Origin of the sequence: Mucilaginibacter segetis (assembly GCF_016522075.1) — a bacterium.
Taxonomy (GTDB): domain Bacteria; phylum Bacteroidota; class Bacteroidia; order Sphingobacteriales; family Sphingobacteriaceae; genus Mucilaginibacter; species Mucilaginibacter segetis.
In genome coordinates this window covers 54790-70598 of record NZ_JAEHFW010000002.1, presented here as the reverse complement: position 1 = coordinate 70598, position 15809 = coordinate 54790, and the positions used below count along the sequence as shown (strand labels likewise).

Here is a 15809-nt window from a genome sequence, read left to right as displayed (position 1 = left end):
ATTTATTGTAAAACAATAAAAAAAATGCTTATTATCCTTACTTTTTTATAAAATAAAAATTCACCCGTGTACGAATTACAAAACCCAGCCTTTGGTAAACTTTTATAGCGCGATCGTTATCATCCCGTACGTGCAGAAAAGGGATTTCACCATTTGCCAGGATGCGGTTAATATGCTGAATGAGCAATTGCCGGGCATACCCTTTACCGGTGTGATCCGGGTGAGTACATACAGCGCTCACCTCAGCATAATTATAGGCATGCATACGCTGCCCGGCCATAGCCGCCAGTTGGCCTGCTTCAAATATCCCTGAATAGTGCCCGAATTCGATAGTACGAGTTGCAAAAGGACCGGGTTTGGTAAGTTTGGTAAGCGCCAGCATTTGTGGTATATGCATTTCATTTAGCGGTGATATTGCTAAACCACTTTCGGTTAACGGGGTTTGAGTTTCATGTACCATCTGATAACCCGGGATGTAGTTTAATACCTCCCAGGGCTGTGGAATTTGCATTTCATCCTTCGAAACAAATAGTTTAGGGCTATCATCCGGAATTAAATTATATAGTTCCAGTAAATTCTCCTCTGTATTTTCAATAAGGCCGACTATGGGCGAAACTTCTTTATCAAAATACCTGGCATGAGCATTACCATTCGACAAATTTTTATTGTTAGACGTTAAGGCGCTCCATGCGGGGTTATCCAGTAGGTGTTCCATTAACAGCAAACCTATAAAAGTACTGTCAAATTAAATGCATAAATTACAACAAAGCCAACTGCGTTTATTCATTTGCAATACTTTACTTTGCTAAAAAAGCAGTAAAATGGAAAATTCCGAAAGTAAACTGATAGATGGGTACCCGTACATCGCTTATCATAAACAAGAAATCGGCGAAATTGAGATGATCAAAAAAAGCGGAGAGTTTTTGCGGTGGATGGATGAGCGGCGCACGGTGAGGGATTTCTCTGACAAGCCAGTGCCAAAGCAGGTTATTGATCATCTTATTTTAACGGCATCAACCGCTCCGTCAGGCGCACATAAACAACCCTGGACGTTTTGTGCCGTTAGTGACGCCGTAATAAAAAAGCAAATCAGGGAGGCAGCCGAAAAGGAAGAATACGAAAGTTATAACAAAAGGATGCCCGACGAGTGGCTGGAAGCACTTAAACCATTGGGTACCGACTGGCATAAACCCTTTTTGGAAACTGCTCCCTGGCTTATAGTAGCCTTTAAAAGGAATTATGAGTTTGGTGAAGACCATAAAAAGATAAACAACTACTATGTAAGCGAATCGCTCGGTTTAGCCTGTGGGTTTATGTTAGCTGCCATTCATCATGCAGGATTGGTTACTTTAACACACACACCCAGCCCGATGAATTTTTTATCGAAGGTGCTGCAACGACCCGATAACGAAAAACCTTTCCTGTTGTTGCCGGTAGGGTATCCTGCAGAGGAATGCTTTATTCCTGACATTAAAAGAAAAGCGCTTAATGAAGTAGCCGTTTATTACTAAAATTCTTTAAATGCTTTATTTAATAACTTTACAGAAGGTTAAAGCAAGTACTGAAAAGTGTTAGGTAAAAACATACGTAGAATTCAATTATTGATTATGTTCGCATAATTAACTTTATAATATAATGAAGCTATTAAACCTACGACTTTTTATTGTTTTTATAGTTCTTTTGTTTTCAGCAACCGCGTGTAAAAAGGATGAGCCCGGGATTGTTAAAGCTGCATCGCAGGTAACTTTAATCAAGCAGTCGGCGTTATCATCAGGTAATGAGGTTTTTAACAAGGTTTATACTTATGATGATAATCGCCATTTGATTTCAAGTAAAGTGCTTAATGCAAACGGAAACGTTAGTCAAAATACACTTACAACCTATGCTTATGAAAATGGAAGAATAAGCGAAGTGACTACTAAACAAGGTGATAACACTTTAATAAATAAATACATATATGATACGGCGGGGCGCTTAATTAAAATACAAATTATCCCTTTGCAATATCATGAAATAGGTAATGGTACGTTTGTGCCCTATAATGAGGTGTCGGACGAATATGATTATAACTACGATAGCGCCGGTAAAGTATTACGCATAACACTAACAAAGCCTTTGGGTATATACCATTATAGGGAGGAACAATATTATTATGATTATGAATACAATAATAATAATGAATTAACCAAATGTATTTGGCAGGAAAAAGGGGATTTCACGGGAGGGAACACCTGGATAATAGCGGGAGCTACGGAAGAAATTGAGGTTGATCCGGAAGTTATACAATTTTTAGGTTATGGTGACCTAAATCCTATTGCTTTGGCTTTAGTTAAAAAGCTACCTAAGTCTATGAAAATGTATTTTAATGCTGATTTACATGGAAAGGTTTATAATGAATATAGTTATGATTATAAGATAAGCAATAACGTACTGGAGAGTGTTACAAGTACACATATCGCATATAATAGCCAAAGCGATGATATTGCTTTTACGGATAGTTATAAATATGATTTAATTTATTAGTGTGTATCTATTTAATTAATTTAATTAGCCCTTGTTGAACAATGACGGTGTCTCTTGAAAATAGTTCCTTGCAGAGGTTTGGATTTACAAGGTCATATGTATGTGAAGATGCAGTAGAATATCCGTTATTGTTTTGTGAATAATAATAATATTTCAGTTCAGATAGATAAATATCCCTCCCTTTTATTGCCAATCTTAATTGAGGTAAAGTAACATACTTCCCGTTTGGAAGAGCACTATTTATCGGCTCTGTTTTGCCTACATTTAGGAATATATAATTATTAAGGTAAGTAGTATCGGGTTTGTTACCCTGTATAAGCATATCTGTATCGGATTGGGTAATGATTATTCCGTTTACATTCTTATAATTTGTACTTGCAAAGCCTTCAACAAATATCCTTCCGTTTACATTTAAATTTTCATCAATATTTATAGTCAGTAGTTCCGTTTGTACAGATTCTGTATTTGTATCAAACTTGAAATCCGCTATTATATTTTTTCGCGTTAAATAATTTTTTATAACTGTTATATCAGTTGTAATCCCACTCTGTGTATACATAACAGGTGGGGTTAATTCCATATTTGTTGATGAATGATAGCTGCCTTCCAAATTTGTAAGCTTATCTGTTTGATCATTCTTATCCTTTTTGCAACCATTAAGAACTAAAATCAGTAATAGTGTTACAACTATTAATTGTTTATTCATATAAATAATTATAGGCTTTAAAAGTAGATTGATTGTGTTATATATCCTATAATAGCTCTATAAATATTTCTCATTTATCAAACACCGGTTTGAGTAACATGTATATTAGGTTTTGATCATCGAACGCTGATAATTAATTTAATAGCTTTAGCGCGGTTTCCTTTGCAGCGTCTCTTCCGTTCCTTAAGTCTTTAATGGTTTTCTTTACTACAATATCAGGCATAATACCTATACCTACAAATTCCTTCCCGTCCGGGTAGCTATCATGCTTACCGCAAACACGGGCGGAGCCGCCACCCGGTAAATCAAATGGTACAGGCTGCCCGGTGCTGCCACCCGTTGCCATGCCAACTAACCTGCCCCGTTTCATAAAATCAAAAGCCACCGTAAAATCTTCCGCCGCAGAGAATGTGCGCGGACCTATAAGAACAATTACAGGTTTGTCATAATAAATTTTTCCGTTAGCATTCCATATCCCGGGGCCATTATCTTCCCAAAAAGGCTCTGCATTTGGTTTGGATACATATTTTAGTGTTTTAGACGCGGAGATCTTAAACGGTTTGTCAGTTAAACGGCTAATAATATTAAAGCCTATATTGCCGCTTCCACCTCCGTTATACCTGATATCTATAATTAATCCCTTGGTTTTTGAAATTTCTGCGGTATAAAGCGAATCAAATTGCTTGATGATAGAATTATCTTCAAAATTATTGATAGTGAGATAACCAATGTTATTGATGGTTTTATATTCCATTGTTTTTAAACCTTTTACATCATGATAACCGGTACGTGGAACTATGCGGTCAATGATGTTGCCTTTCTGATCTTTGAACTGAAAGGCTATAGGCTTGTTTTTCGGTCCTGATAACAGGCCGTAAGTAAATTCTCTTACTTCCATATCCTGCGGGGTAGAGCTGCTTTGATAGGGTTTTACATTTTGCTCCGCGTAGCTTATTACGGGCTGCCCATCTATTTTTAGCACCTCTAAACCGGGTGTAATGCCGGTTTTAAGTAAGCTGTCACTCATCACCTGCGTCACGAACACTCTGCCTTCTATTAGTTCTGTACGGAATGGCGGTCTGGAATAAAACTCAGCGGCCAAAGAATCGGGCACATAAACATTGGTATGTCCATCCTTGAGTTGTGCATAAAAATTCATAAGCACCCTATAGTATTCAGCTGTGGTTTTAGTATTTTGAACTTTGGGGATAAAATCGAGATAGGTTTGATTCCAGTCTTTATCTAAGCGGTCAAAATTCACAAAATTGTATCTGGCCTGCGTCCAAAGCAAAGCAAGCCCCGCCAGCTTCTCCGCTTCGGGAAGCGATGCCTGGTAAGGTGTATTCAATGCCTTGTAATTCCACATATTCCCCTTGTTTTGCAGCTTGGTAACAATATCGCGGAACCATGGTTCATCACGGACAGTAGTAAAAATGGTATCCGTCAACAAAATTCTCGCTGCGTTGGAGGTTGCGTTAGCATTATACATCCTGATCAGCGTTAATCTGGCTGAGTCGTTCTTATTAGCCATTGCATAACCACCGGCAAGGTCGCGCAGGGCATCCTGCCTTCTGTAATAAAGGTAGGGGTTGGTTTTGGCCATTTCCTTTATGTAAGGTGTGTCCAGAAAAGCAACTGCATTATCGAGTATGCGAATAGCTTTTTCAATTTCGGCCATGCTGTGATCTTTTTTATCATAATAAACCCAGGCCTTGTCTCTTTCACTTTGAACATAATCAGCGGCTTCATTCCCGGTGTAGATCTTTTGGGCAAAAGCTGACCCGCAAGTAATGATGCATAAATATACCAGTACGATTGTTTTCATATAGCGAGATTTGAGAAAACAAAATATTGATAAAACGACAACTAAACAAAATATTTTAATGGAATAGTTAAAGGTTTTGAGTGGGCGACTCGGGAGCCTGACTAAAGTATATACGATCTTTCTTTTTTACAGTTTTATTTATCTGAACCTTATGATTAAGGTGAATGATGCGATACAGAAAATTGAGATTAAAAACCTATTTTTAAACATGACTTTCGAATTTACAGTGCAGGCAGGCTTTGATTTTGTAAAAAGTTTTGGCGATTATTTTAATATCCCCGTTTTTAATAATGAACTGAAAATACCGGCACATATGGGCGAAGGGCATATTAAGATGGTTGATATAGAGCCCGGCTTTAAGTTTGTGCTGCACCATTATACGCTAAAAGAAGATTTTCATTTAAAGCGTAAATCGCCCGCGGGGGATAGTGATTTAATATCTATTGTATTTAATAGCAATGAGCTGCCTGCAACATCGGCTGTTGACAGGGAAACCGCAATTGAGTTTTTAAAAAAGAACGGATCGTCCATTCAGGTAGCATCAACCGCGCTATCTACAGAAACAATTTTTCCGGCTAATGTTGAGGTTTATTTTGGCGTGATCGGCATCAGGCGGCAAGTGCTCTCTTCGCTGCTGCGGATAGATCAGGTAAACGGCCCTTTGGAAACAATTTTACATAGCAATGGTCATTTCTTTTACCACGAAAAAATGCATCCGGAAGTGGCAAGGGTGTTGAAGCTCGTTTCTGAGATCAACGAGCAAAATAAACTAAGCGATCTGTTTTACAGTATTAAGGCGCATGAAATGATCTATCTCTTATTTGATAAACTGCTGGATAGGGATAGGGAGAAGCAAAGCCCGGTAAATAAATCTGATGTCGATAAATTATACCTCATCAGGACCATAATACTGGCTGATTTGGGGCAGCCGCCTCATTTGAGCGAACTTGCTGTTAAGGCGGGCTTAAGCGAAACCAAAATGAAGCATTTATTTAAGCAGACGTTTGGCGACACCATTTATAATTTTTACCAGAATGAAAGGATGCAGCAAGCGGGTTTTTTATTAAAGCATGCCGGTTACTCGGTGTCTGAGGCGGGTTATCGGCTGGGCTTTTCAAACCTGAGCCATTTTTCAAGACTTTTCGAAATGCATTTCGGCACCACCCCTAAAAAGTATACGCTCGCCGGATAAACCACTTTTCAATACTTCTGGCGGATTGGACTATTTTTCGGGCGCGACGCGCTATTTTTAACGCGGCTTCCTGCAGACCTTTGACATATCATTTAAAACAAAACAACGATATGAAAAAGTTACTGATGCCTTATAATGGCCCGGCCCTGAATTTAAAAAATCATTTAGTAATGGCTCCCATGACCCGCAGCCGCACTATTGATAACCTGCCAAATGCCTTAATGGCCGAATATTACAGCCAGCGCCGCGGAGCAGGATTGATCATTACCGAAGGAACCGCACCGGCACCTGAAGGGCTTGGTTATGCCCGTATCCCCGGTATATTTTCCAAAGAACAGATAGAAGGCTGGAAATTAACAACCGAAGCCGTACATCAAAACAATACCAAAATATTTGTGCAGCTCATGCATACCGGGCGTATCGGTCATCAGGCTAACCTGCCCCAAGGTGTGCAGGTAGTTGGCGTGTCCGCTATTCCGGCAGCGGGGCAAATGCACACCGATACCGCAGGTATGCAGGATTACCCCGTACCTGTAGCGTTATCAACACAAGGCGTAAAAGAGGTGATTGACCAGTATGTAGCCGCCGCTAAAAATGCGATAGCTGCTGGTTTTGACGGAGTAGAATTGCATGGTGCAAATGGTTACCTGATCGAGCAATTCCTTAACCCGAACGTTAATGATCGTACAGACAGCTATGGAGGGAGTGTTGAAAACCGGTCGAGGTTTGCTATTGAAGTTGCACAGCAAGTAGCTGATGCTATAGGTAAAGATAAGGTAGGTATAAGAATATCACCTAATTCTACTCTTGGAGATCTGCAAGTTTATGACGCAGACACCACCGAGGAGACTTACGTTCATTTAAGCCGGGAGTTCAATCGCATTGGCCTTGCTTACATCCACATCAGTTTAAGTCCGCAGGTTCCTGCACAAACCTTGAACGCTATCCGTACCGAATTTGAGGGTACATTGATCTACTGTAATACATTTACCGCCGAGAAGGCCGAAGCTGAACTTGAAAAAGGGGATGCAGACCTGATCGCATTCGGGCGGGGATTTCTGGCCAACCCTGATCTGGATCAGCGTATCATCAATGGCTCAGAACTGAACGCACCCGACTTTACCACCCTTTACACCCCGGGCGCCAAAGGTTATACCGATTATCCGGTATTATTTAATTAACGCTTTATGCTGAAAATTCTTTAACACACATCCTTAAAAATAAAAAACATGAGACCAACAAACATCATTACAATAGACCCGCAGGCTGGTACTAATTTAGCAGTTGCGGGGAATAACTACCGGTTGCTTATTACCGGTAAAGAAACAAATGGAGCGTTCGCCATGATAGATATGCTGATCCCTCCCGGAGGGGGGCCGGGTCCGCATGCCCATGCCGGCTTTCAGGAATCATTTTATGTAATCGACGGGGAAATTGTGGTTCGATCAGAAACCCAGACTTATATTGCAAAAAAAGGGGCTTTTATCAGCATTTCAAAAGGCGGCGCAATACATGCCTTCAAAAATGAAAGCGCGCGTAATGCCCATATCTTGTGTGTTGTGGTTGCGGCCGGTCTTGAAGAGTTCTTCAAAGAAATAGGTACACCTGTAGCCTTCGGCGAGTTTTTACCGGTACCGGAAATGACGCCGCAGGTTGCAGAGCAACTTACATCAATTGCAAATAAGTATAATCAGGAAATATTTCCGCCGGATTATCTGATCAAATAAGACTAACTATTAATTTGACCGACAATGTATTCAGTTCACCAAATACTCATTCTGGCGCGAGATGCAGCGTTGGTCAAGTGCCGGGCGTACTCGTGCCCCTACTGAACGTACAGAAGATTATACGTACAGCAGAGCGCGAAGATTATTGTGGAATACCGGGATTGTTTGAAATAATTTCAACAGACCCTGTGATTTACCGAGCATAAGCGGCACAAGCACCAAACATTTTCATCCCGTGCTACATACTCGCGCCAGATGGGGTTGGCGGCTTCTAAGTTATTTGTTTAATTTATCCTTAAGCATATCTTTTAAGCTATCCAAATTCATGTTACGTCCCATCAACTCACCTTTGTTGTTTAATACATAATTTGCCGGGATACTTTTAATAACAAAATTCCTGATATTTTTGGAATCACTTTGGTCAACACATTCAGCGATATTATACCACGGGATGGAATCCTGAGCAGATGCTTTTTTCCATTTCCATTGATCCTCGTCAATGGAAACAGATACGATTTCAAAACCTTTGCTTTTATACTTATTATATAAAGCTTTGAGGTCGGGCATCTGTTCGCGGCATGGTATACAATAGGATGCCCAAAAATCTAACAGGATAGCCTTGGGCAGTTGAAGCGTTCAACTTTCCTTACAGGTAATTATACCGGAATGTCAGATAATTCGATCAACTATCAATAAATTTCATATCTATTGCGTAAATTCGTTTCGTTTCGAGAAACTCACAAAAGCGCTTTTTATGAATGAAAATTACTTTCACTTTCCTGCTCGCTTACTCGCAACTATTTGCTTTGCCGTGATTGTGTTTTATGGCTGCACCAAAGAAGACGATAGACAAATTTCACATGCTGTGGTCGGGCCAGCATTAGATGTTAGCGAAGCGAAAAATTGGTATGACATTAATTATAATAGTACTGCTCAGTCGGGTCAAAATGCTCAAACATTTTCGGTTTCGAACAATAAAAATCCGGATTACAGTAAGTTAGTAAAACCTAATTGGAATAAAGCAGTCCAATACTCCGAATATGGGGTAACTATTTTAGAAATACCGCTTGATGACCCGTCTAAAATTACATCAAAATTCAAATCGGCTCTGTCTGGAAATCCCACCGGAAAGTACACAAAAACGTCTTTTGTGTTTGTGAAAAATAATGGCAAATATATGGGTTTCATCAGGGTGCTTTCAGCCGATTCGGCTTACAGCACAAAGGGATTAGAAAAATTTAATGCCAATAGCTATAATCACATGGATGCAGATTTTGGAGGTAGTGAGCTCCTATTCACACCAACAGGAGACTTTGTGTTTGGCGGCATCTACACGCACGGCAATTTTGCCCCATTGGTGAAGTATGGTGCTAATAGTTCTAAGACACAAAGCGTCAAGCCGAATTTGGTGCAAGACCCTGGCAGCGGAGGTGGCCCGGTTTCTGATAATCCGCAAGTTGTTTGCACCAGTTGGTACTTAGATACTTATGTAGACAACGTCCTTGTTTCTTCTGAATATCTTGGAACTTCATGCTCAACGACAAACACAACGCAGCCAAATAATGGTGGCGGAACTGCGCCCCCAGGCGGTGGCAACGCACAGCATCAACTGGCCAACAAAAATCGCCTGCCGTCAAAAAACAACACTGATCAACAAGTGGGCGGGATGTGTAGTTTTAAAACATTGGAGTGGATTTCCAAATACTTAGGGGGTAATATTTCTGTCGGAACTAGTTTCCAATGGTACTTTCAAAATTATCAATTGAACAGTCAACAAATCAATAATATTTTAAGTGGCGTAGATGGTATATCTCCGCAACGCGTTACCGAATTATTGGATCATTATATGAGCTTTACGGAATCTGCCCCTGGCAATATTATCGGATCAATAAACAGTGGACATCCTATGATGGGCTTAATTGAAACAATGCCGGGCAATCAGCACGCAGTGATGATAACAGGCTATAATGATAACGGCACAATTGAATATTTTGATCCCGAAACGGGCCATTATGCCTCACCGGTGCCTCCTAATGCCTTTGTGAGAGTTATCGAAGTTTCGGGATTTAAACCAAATAATTAATATGAAATTATCGTTTCGAATATTTTTGTGGATGTCATTAGTGCCATTATTTGCTGCTGCGCAATTATCTAAACAAGATGACAGTGTGCTTTGGGTAATAAAAAGCCGAGACGGCAAATCCGATATCAAGGCGCATCATATCATCATGAGCTCTTTTCAAATCGAAAAGATGGATGTATTGGATGTTGATCAAATAAAGCAACGCTTCGGTGATATTCCTGAAAAGAGCGTGTTGCTGGTCAAGTTAAAAAGCGATGCCAATCTTTTGCCGCTCAAAGATTTCTTTGAGAAACGAAAAATTGACTTTAACCATTATCCGACGATTGCAGACGGTGAAAAGATAACTGATATAACCAAGTTTTATATCGACGAAAACTCGTTACAGGAAGTTGCCGTCGAGCGTGATTCGATCAGAATAACAACCAATAGTTTTTATATTCAGCAACACCAAAAGGCGAATAAAGCGAAGGCTGGTTATAAGAAGTAAAAATTTTATGCTAATATGACCAGAAAAAACAAAGGCCCTTAGAAGTTAATCTAAAGGCCTCATTTTCAGGTAGCCCCAATAGGACTAAACTCGAACCGTTTGGTTCAGGATTTGCAAATCTTTACTGCTATTTGATTGGGGTTCGAGGCCATTCTGGGGAGCCAGAATGGGCAAGCACGAAAAATTGGTCGCTTGCCCTTCTTTTATTACTTTATCTTACTGTTAATCAAGTAGATACAAGAGTAAAGCTCACTTGTTAAAGCGGTTCGATGATTCGATGTCCACGTCCGCCAGTCATTATAGGCCTAAAAATGCTCGATTTACTTATATCATTAATCAAATCTTTCAAAAACGCCCCAAATTTAGTCGTGTCTTTGGAGGCGTTCCCGGAGCGGGATGGGTTTATTAAATTATTCTCAGCATCCCATACACACAATTATCCCACTATCGAAAAACTTTGTCCGATATCGATCACTTTTTAATATTTATTTTACTTAAGTACTTGAATAATAGGTTGTTAAATTTGGTACTTATCTTGTAAATGAAGTTGGTCATAACATCATAAATGGACCAAGTAATAGAACAGGAAGTTAGAACCCAAAAGAAGAAGAAAGGGATCATTACAGGCATTGTTGCAGTACTTTTGCTGGGTGGTGCAATTTGGCTTGTGCGCACCATCTTGAAAAGTAGTATTAAAAAAAGCGATATCACTACGGCTGTAGTAAGCATAGGCAGCGTGGAAAATACCTTGAATGCCTCGGGTGAGGTATTGCCGGAATTTGAGGAAATATTGACCAGCCCTATCAATGCATCTATAAAAAGCGTAGTGATGGATGCCGGTAATGCGGTAAGGCATGGGCAATCTATTCTGGCCCTGGATAAATCTGCGGCACAGGCGGAATTTGAAAAGAACAATTTTCAACTGCAAAGCAAGCGAAACGAAATAAGCAAGCTCAAACTCGACCTTAGCAAAACATTCTTTGATATTCAATCAAATAACGACATTAAACAACTTCGCATTGCCAGTCTGGCCGATGCTGTGGAAAACGCCAAGCGACTTTTTAAAGCCGGTGGAGGAACCCGTGAAGATATTGAACAAGCAGAACTTAACCTGAAAGTAGCGCAACTGGAGAAAAAACAGTTGGAAAATGAGATAAAAAGCAAGCAGCAAACCATGCAGATCGAAATAAAAGAAGCCGAGATAGCTTTAGCGATCCAGCAAAACGATCTGGATGAACTTCACCGCAAGCTGCAACTGGCTGATATTGTAGCTACCCGTAGCGGTGTAGTTACTTATGTAAATAAAAATATTGGCGCCACGGTTCACGAAGGCGATGCTCTTGCACGTATTGCTGATCTGGGGAGTTTTAAAGTGATGGGCAGCATTAGTGATACTTACTTGGATCAGCTGCATAATGGTATGCCAGTGTTAGTGCGCATAAATGACATGCAGTTAAAAGGGAGTGTGGTTAATGTATATCCGTCCGTGCAAAATAGTATAGTAAATTTTGATGTGCAGCTTGAAGAACGCAACAATAAGCAGCTTCGTCCCAATATGAAAGTGGATGTTTACCTGATTACGGCTGTGCACAGCAATACCCTGCGTGTTACTAATGGCGCAGCATTTAAAGGGGCTGCAAACCAGAATATATTCGTCGTAAATGGCGATAAGGCAAAACGCAGGGCTGTGCAAATCGGCTTAAGCAACTTTGATTTTGTAGAGATAAAAGATGGCCTAAAACCTGGTGATGTGGTTATCACATCAGATATGAGCGAGTATAAGAATGCCAAAGAGCTTACGATAAAATAATGATGCTATGAAATATTTATACCTCATCATCATATTTGCAACAGGAACAAGGGTATTTGCAGCTAATAACCGCAGCGATACAGTTAGATTAAGCCTCCGGCAGGTTGTTGAGATGGCCAAAAACAATTCTATAGCTGCTAAACAGGCTGCTACCGTCCGTGAAACCAAATACTGGCAATGGCGTACATTTAAATCTAATTATCAGCCGCAATTATCATTAAATGGTATTTTACCAGGTTATAGTAAAACTACACAGCCGGTACTACAGCCAGACGGCACAATTGTCTTTAGAGCGGTAAATAACGATAATTCGTCATTGCAACTTGATTTTAGTCAAAGTATCACAGCTACCGGCGGTACCATTTACGGCACCAGTTCTATGCAGCGGTTTCATGATTTTGACCGGCATAATAACCTTTATAATGGGGTGCCTTATGCATTGGGCTATAGTCAGCCCTTGTTTCAGTTTAATCAGTTAAAGTGGGATAAAACGATTGAGCCTTTAAAATTCAACGAGAGCAAACAGGCATATATAGAATCGCAGGAGCAGATATCAATTACGGTGACCGGATATTTTTTTGACTTGCTGTTAGCCCAGGTAAACCTGCAGATTGCTGAAACAAATTTTACAAATACTGAAAATATCCTGAAGATCGCAAATGTGAAGTTCGAGCTGGGGAAAATATCCAAGAATGAGATACTACAGTTACAGTTAGAAAGATTAAACGCTCAGAAAGCCGTTGGCACCGCTAAACGCGATATGGAAATTGCAACCCTTAACCTGCGTACTTACATAGGCGCGGAAGGGGAAGATAAGATAGCACTTGAATTGCCGGAAGCAAGCATCGACATGAACGTTTCTGCGGATAAAGTACTGGAAGAGGCTTTTGAAAACCGGAGCGACGCCATTGGATTTATGCGCCGCATTGCAGAAGCCAAACGGGACGTTGCTAAAGCAAAAGGGCAGAGCGGTTTGGTTGCTACGCTTACGGCTAATATCGGCTATTCGAATACAGCCAGAAACATACCCGACATTTACCGTTCACCGCAAAACCAGCAACTATTACAATTGCAGTTTACCATCCCGGTATTAGATTGGGGGCGCTCAAAATCACGTGTTAAAACGGCGCAGGCTGATCAGCAGTTTATTGAATATGCTGTTGAGCAGGATAAACAGACATTTAAACAGCAGATAGTTACGCAAGTTACTTTATTCAATATGATGAAAGATCAACTGGTATTTACAGCGCAGGCAGACAGCATTGCTTCAGAAAAGTATAAAATTGCCCGCGATCGTTATGTGCTTGGTGATTTAAGTATTACCGACCTGAGTATTGCTTTTCAGGAAAACGACCAGGCTAAGCGTGATTACGTTGCCGCCCTCAGAGATTTTTGGGGGGCCTATTATCAACTGAGATATTTAAGCCTGTACGACTTTGAAAAAAATAAAAAAATAAGTTATAAATAATACCACACACTATAAGCAAAATGAAAACGAATAATAAAAAAAATCCAAACTCATTATTATGATACGATTACAAAACATTGAAAAGGTGTACCGTACCAACACCATACAAACATTAGCGTTAAACAGCATCAACCTTGATATAGAAAAGGGGGAGTTCCTGTCGGTTATGGGGCCTTCCGGCTGCGGTAAAAGCACACTGCTGAATATTATGGGCCTGCTGGATGTCCCGTCTGGCGGTACAATTAACATCGACGGGCAAAGCACCATAAGTTTTTCCGACAAGGAATTGGCAAAATTTCGTAACCAAAAGCTGGGGTTTATATTTCAGAGTTACCATCTAATCAACGATTTGCCTGTTTTAGATAATGTTGAGGTACCCTTGCTTTATCGTAACAGTACTGCTAAAGAACGCAAAACGTTAGCAACTGCCGCATTGGAGAAGGTGGGCCTCAGTAACCGGATGAAGCATTTCCCAACACAACTATCCGGCGGTCAGCGCCAGCGTGTGGCTATTGCCAGGGCAATAGTTGGCAAGCCCGAAGTCATCCTTGCTGATGAACCCACCGGCAACCTGGATAGCGCCATGGGTAACGAGATAATGGACATTTTGCTGCAGCTTAACCGCGATGACGGCACAACCATTGTAATGGTTACGCATGATGAGTTTATGGCCCAAAAAACGCATCGTTTGGTAAGGTTGTTCGATGGGTCTCAGGTTCAGTAATTTATCAGCCTAAAACATATAATCATGCTAAAAAATTACTTTAAAATAGCTATAGCAGTATTACGGCGAAGGAAGTTTTTCACCTTTATCAGTTTGTTTGGTATCAGCTTTACACTTACCATATTAATGGTACTCACTGCTTTTATTGATAAGGTTGTAAATGATGATTATCCGGATAAAAAGCGCGATCGTTCGCTTTACATCAGCCATATAGAACTGCGCGGAAAGGAATCCATGAACTCCAGCGGATTGAGTTATTACTTTTTGCATCATTACGTTACCAAAATGAGAACTCCTGTTAAGGTGGCAATTTCATCGGGATATAGCTCCACAAATACTTATGTAAATAACCGCAAGATCGTAATCAATTATAAATACACTAATGCCGATTTTTGGGATGTGCTTGACTTTGATTTTATTGAAGGTAAACCAATCAGCAGGCAGCAAATCGATAATGCCGACCGTGTTACAGTAATATCTGAAGATATGAAGAAAGCGTACTTCGGCAATGATGATTCGCCTGCCGTAGGAAAATACATTGAGGCCGACAATGTTAAATACCGCGTATGCGGGGTAGTAAAAAGCCTTCCTATTACTTCTTATTTATTGTACTCAGATATCTATTTGCCTGTAACCACATCTAAGACCAAACTGGATGCCGATAAGGGATACATGGGCAACTATGGAGCTATCATACTGGCAAAAAATACCGGTGATGTAAGTAAAATGAAAAAAGAGTATGCAGACATTGTTGCAAAACTACCTATACCGGGAAAAGAATGGGACCATATTAACAGCCATGCGGATTCTTATCTGGAAGGATATGTACGCACCGGTAATGAAAACAGTTCGGGGGTAGCTATTGCATTCGGTGCAATAACCATATTTGCTTTATTTGTAATGCTGCTGCCTACTCTTAACCTGATAAATGTAAACATTACCCGTATTATGGAGCGTTCGTCAGAAATAGGTGTACGAAAAGCATTTGGAGCATCATCAAAAACATTGGTGTATCAGTTCCTTGTAGAGAACCTTATCCTGACGTTGCTGGGTGGCATAATAGGCGTGGTATTATCGGTGATCGTAATGTATTTTATTAACGATGCCGAATTTATTGCGAATTTAGATCTCAGCTTAAATTTTACTGTTCTGGCTTATGCGCTATTTACCTGCATCTTTTTTGGATTGTTTTCGGGCGTTTATCCGGCCTGGCGTATGTCAAAACTCAACATCGTTAATGCGTTAAAAGCCTAATAATTATCAC

Annotated in this window: 15 protein-coding genes; 11 read left to right on the top strand and 4 right to left on the bottom strand. The window is 40.3% G+C overall.

Features of this window, described 5'->3' with window-relative positions; genetic code table 11:
* Positions 1–37: 37 nt before the first annotated feature.
* A complete protein-coding gene (locus I5M19_RS10005) occupies positions 38–715 on the bottom strand; it encodes a GNAT family N-acetyltransferase (protein ID WP_200066195.1) in 678 nt (225 codons plus the stop codon).
* Between the two features lie 106 nt (positions 716–821).
* Between I5M19_RS10005 and I5M19_RS10000 the strand changes: the two genes are divergently transcribed.
* Complete coding sequence (locus tag I5M19_RS10000) at positions 822–1511, top strand: nitroreductase family protein (RefSeq protein WP_200066194.1); 690 nt, start codon at positions 822–824, stop codon at positions 1509–1511.
* Positions 1512–1635: 124 nt separating this feature from the next.
* Entirely contained in the window at positions 1636–2523 is an 888-nt protein-coding gene (locus tag I5M19_RS09995) for a hypothetical protein (protein ID WP_200066193.1), read from the top strand.
* 7 nt (positions 2524–2530) lie between these two features.
* On the opposite strand, the gene I5M19_RS09990 is transcribed toward I5M19_RS09995, so the two are convergent.
* Positions 2531–3229 (bottom strand): hypothetical protein, encoded by a 699-nt coding sequence (locus I5M19_RS09990; protein ID WP_200066192.1) that lies wholly within the window; start codon positions 3227–3229, stop codon positions 2531–2533.
* Between the two features lie 133 nt (positions 3230–3362).
* A complete protein-coding gene (locus I5M19_RS09985) occupies positions 3363–5054 on the bottom strand; it encodes a S41 family peptidase (RefSeq protein WP_200066191.1) in 1692 nt (563 codons plus the stop codon).
* Between the two features lie 208 nt (positions 5055–5262).
* On the opposite strand from I5M19_RS09985, the gene I5M19_RS09980 reads away from it, so the two are divergent.
* The 3 genes from I5M19_RS09980 to I5M19_RS09970 all read left to right on the top strand — a co-directional run bounded on the left by I5M19_RS09980 (position 5263) and on the right by I5M19_RS09970 (position 7973).
* Complete coding sequence (locus I5M19_RS09980; protein WP_200066190.1) at positions 5263–6246, top strand: helix-turn-helix domain-containing protein; 984 nt, start codon at positions 5263–5265, stop codon at positions 6244–6246.
* Positions 6247–6356: 110 nt separating this feature from the next.
* Complete coding sequence (locus I5M19_RS09975; protein ID WP_200066189.1) at positions 6357–7427, top strand: alkene reductase; 1071 nt, start codon at positions 6357–6359, stop codon at positions 7425–7427.
* A gap of 48 nt (positions 7428–7475) precedes the next feature.
* The gene (locus I5M19_RS09970) at positions 7476–7973 is read left to right on the top strand and encodes a cupin domain-containing protein (protein WP_214653053.1); all 498 of its coding nucleotides are present in this window, start codon (positions 7476–7478) and stop codon (positions 7971–7973) included.
* A gap of 276 nt (positions 7974–8249) precedes the next feature.
* Here I5M19_RS09970 and I5M19_RS09965 read toward each other — a convergent pair whose 3' ends face one another.
* Positions 8250–8540 (bottom strand): TlpA family protein disulfide reductase, encoded by a 291-nt coding sequence (locus I5M19_RS09965; RefSeq protein ID WP_235985819.1) that lies wholly within the window; start codon positions 8538–8540, stop codon positions 8250–8252.
* A gap of 187 nt (positions 8541–8727) precedes the next feature.
* On the opposite strand from I5M19_RS09965, the gene I5M19_RS09960 reads away from it, so the two are divergent.
* From I5M19_RS09960 to I5M19_RS09935, 6 genes are all read left to right on the top strand, one after another.
* Positions 8728–10056: a C39 family peptidase gene (locus I5M19_RS09960; RefSeq protein WP_200066188.1), complete on the top strand. Its 1329-nt coding sequence runs from the start codon at positions 8728–8730 to the stop codon at positions 10054–10056.
* Position 10057: 1 nt separating this feature from the next.
* Positions 10058–10543: a hypothetical protein gene (locus tag I5M19_RS09955; protein ID WP_200066187.1), complete on the top strand. Its 486-nt coding sequence runs from the start codon at positions 10058–10060 to the stop codon at positions 10541–10543.
* Between the two features lie 565 nt (positions 10544–11108).
* Entirely contained in the window at positions 11109–12353 is a 1245-nt protein-coding gene (locus I5M19_RS09950; RefSeq protein WP_200066186.1) for an efflux RND transporter periplasmic adaptor subunit, read from the top strand.
* A gap of 7 nt (positions 12354–12360) precedes the next feature.
* Positions 12361–13821, top strand: a complete 1461-nt coding sequence (locus I5M19_RS09945) for a TolC family protein (protein WP_200066185.1) — start codon at positions 12361–12363, stop codon at positions 13819–13821.
* Between the two features lie 58 nt (positions 13822–13879).
* Positions 13880–14545 carry an ABC transporter ATP-binding protein gene (locus I5M19_RS09940; protein WP_200066184.1) on the top strand — a complete coding sequence of 222 codons (666 nt, stop codon included), beginning with the start codon at positions 13880–13882 and terminating at the stop codon, positions 14543–14545.
* A gap of 24 nt (positions 14546–14569) precedes the next feature.
* On the top strand, positions 14570–15799 hold the full coding sequence (locus I5M19_RS09935) for an ABC transporter permease (protein ID WP_200066183.1): 1230 nt from the start codon (positions 14570–14572) through the stop codon (positions 15797–15799).
* The last annotated feature ends 10 nt before the right edge of the window (positions 15800–15809 follow it).

Excerpts from the sequence above, each read along its gene's own strand:
- I5M19_RS10005 (WP_200066195.1), bottom strand. The coding sequence starts at position 715 with ATGGAACACCTACTGGATAACCCCGCATGGAGCGCCTTAACGTCTAAC.
- I5M19_RS10000 (WP_200066194.1), top strand. The coding sequence starts at position 822 with ATGGAAAATTCCGAAAGTAAACTGATAGATGGGTACCCGTACATCGCT.
- I5M19_RS09995 (WP_200066193.1), top strand. The coding sequence starts at position 1,636 with ATGAAGCTATTAAACCTACGACTTTTTATTGTTTTTATAGTTCTTTTG.
- I5M19_RS09990 (WP_200066192.1), bottom strand. The coding sequence starts at position 3,229 with ATGAATAAACAATTAATAGTTGTAACACTATTACTGATTTTAGTTCTT.
- I5M19_RS09985 (WP_200066191.1), bottom strand. The coding sequence starts at position 5,054 with ATGAAAACAATCGTACTGGTATATTTATGCATCATTACTTGCGGGTCA.
- I5M19_RS09980 (WP_200066190.1), top strand. The coding sequence starts at position 5,263 with ATGACTTTCGAATTTACAGTGCAGGCAGGCTTTGATTTTGTAAAAAGT.
- I5M19_RS09975 (WP_200066189.1), top strand. The coding sequence starts at position 6,357 with ATGAAAAAGTTACTGATGCCTTATAATGGCCCGGCCCTGAATTTAAAA.
- I5M19_RS09970 (WP_214653053.1), top strand. The coding sequence starts at position 7,476 with ATGAGACCAACAAACATCATTACAATAGACCCGCAGGCTGGTACTAAT.
- I5M19_RS09965 (WP_235985819.1), bottom strand. The coding sequence starts at position 8,540 with ATGCCCGACCTCAAAGCTTTATATAATAAGTATAAAAGCAAAGGTTTT.
- I5M19_RS09960 (WP_200066188.1), top strand. The coding sequence starts at position 8,728 with ATGAATGAAAATTACTTTCACTTTCCTGCTCGCTTACTCGCAACTATT.
- I5M19_RS09955 (WP_200066187.1), top strand. The coding sequence starts at position 10,058 with ATGAAATTATCGTTTCGAATATTTTTGTGGATGTCATTAGTGCCATTA.
- I5M19_RS09950 (WP_200066186.1), top strand. The coding sequence starts at position 11,109 with ATGGACCAAGTAATAGAACAGGAAGTTAGAACCCAAAAGAAGAAGAAA.
- I5M19_RS09945 (WP_200066185.1), top strand. The coding sequence starts at position 12,361 with ATGAAATATTTATACCTCATCATCATATTTGCAACAGGAACAAGGGTA.
- I5M19_RS09940 (WP_200066184.1), top strand. The coding sequence starts at position 13,880 with ATGATACGATTACAAAACATTGAAAAGGTGTACCGTACCAACACCATA.
- I5M19_RS09935 (WP_200066183.1), top strand. The coding sequence starts at position 14,570 with ATGCTAAAAAATTACTTTAAAATAGCTATAGCAGTATTACGGCGAAGG.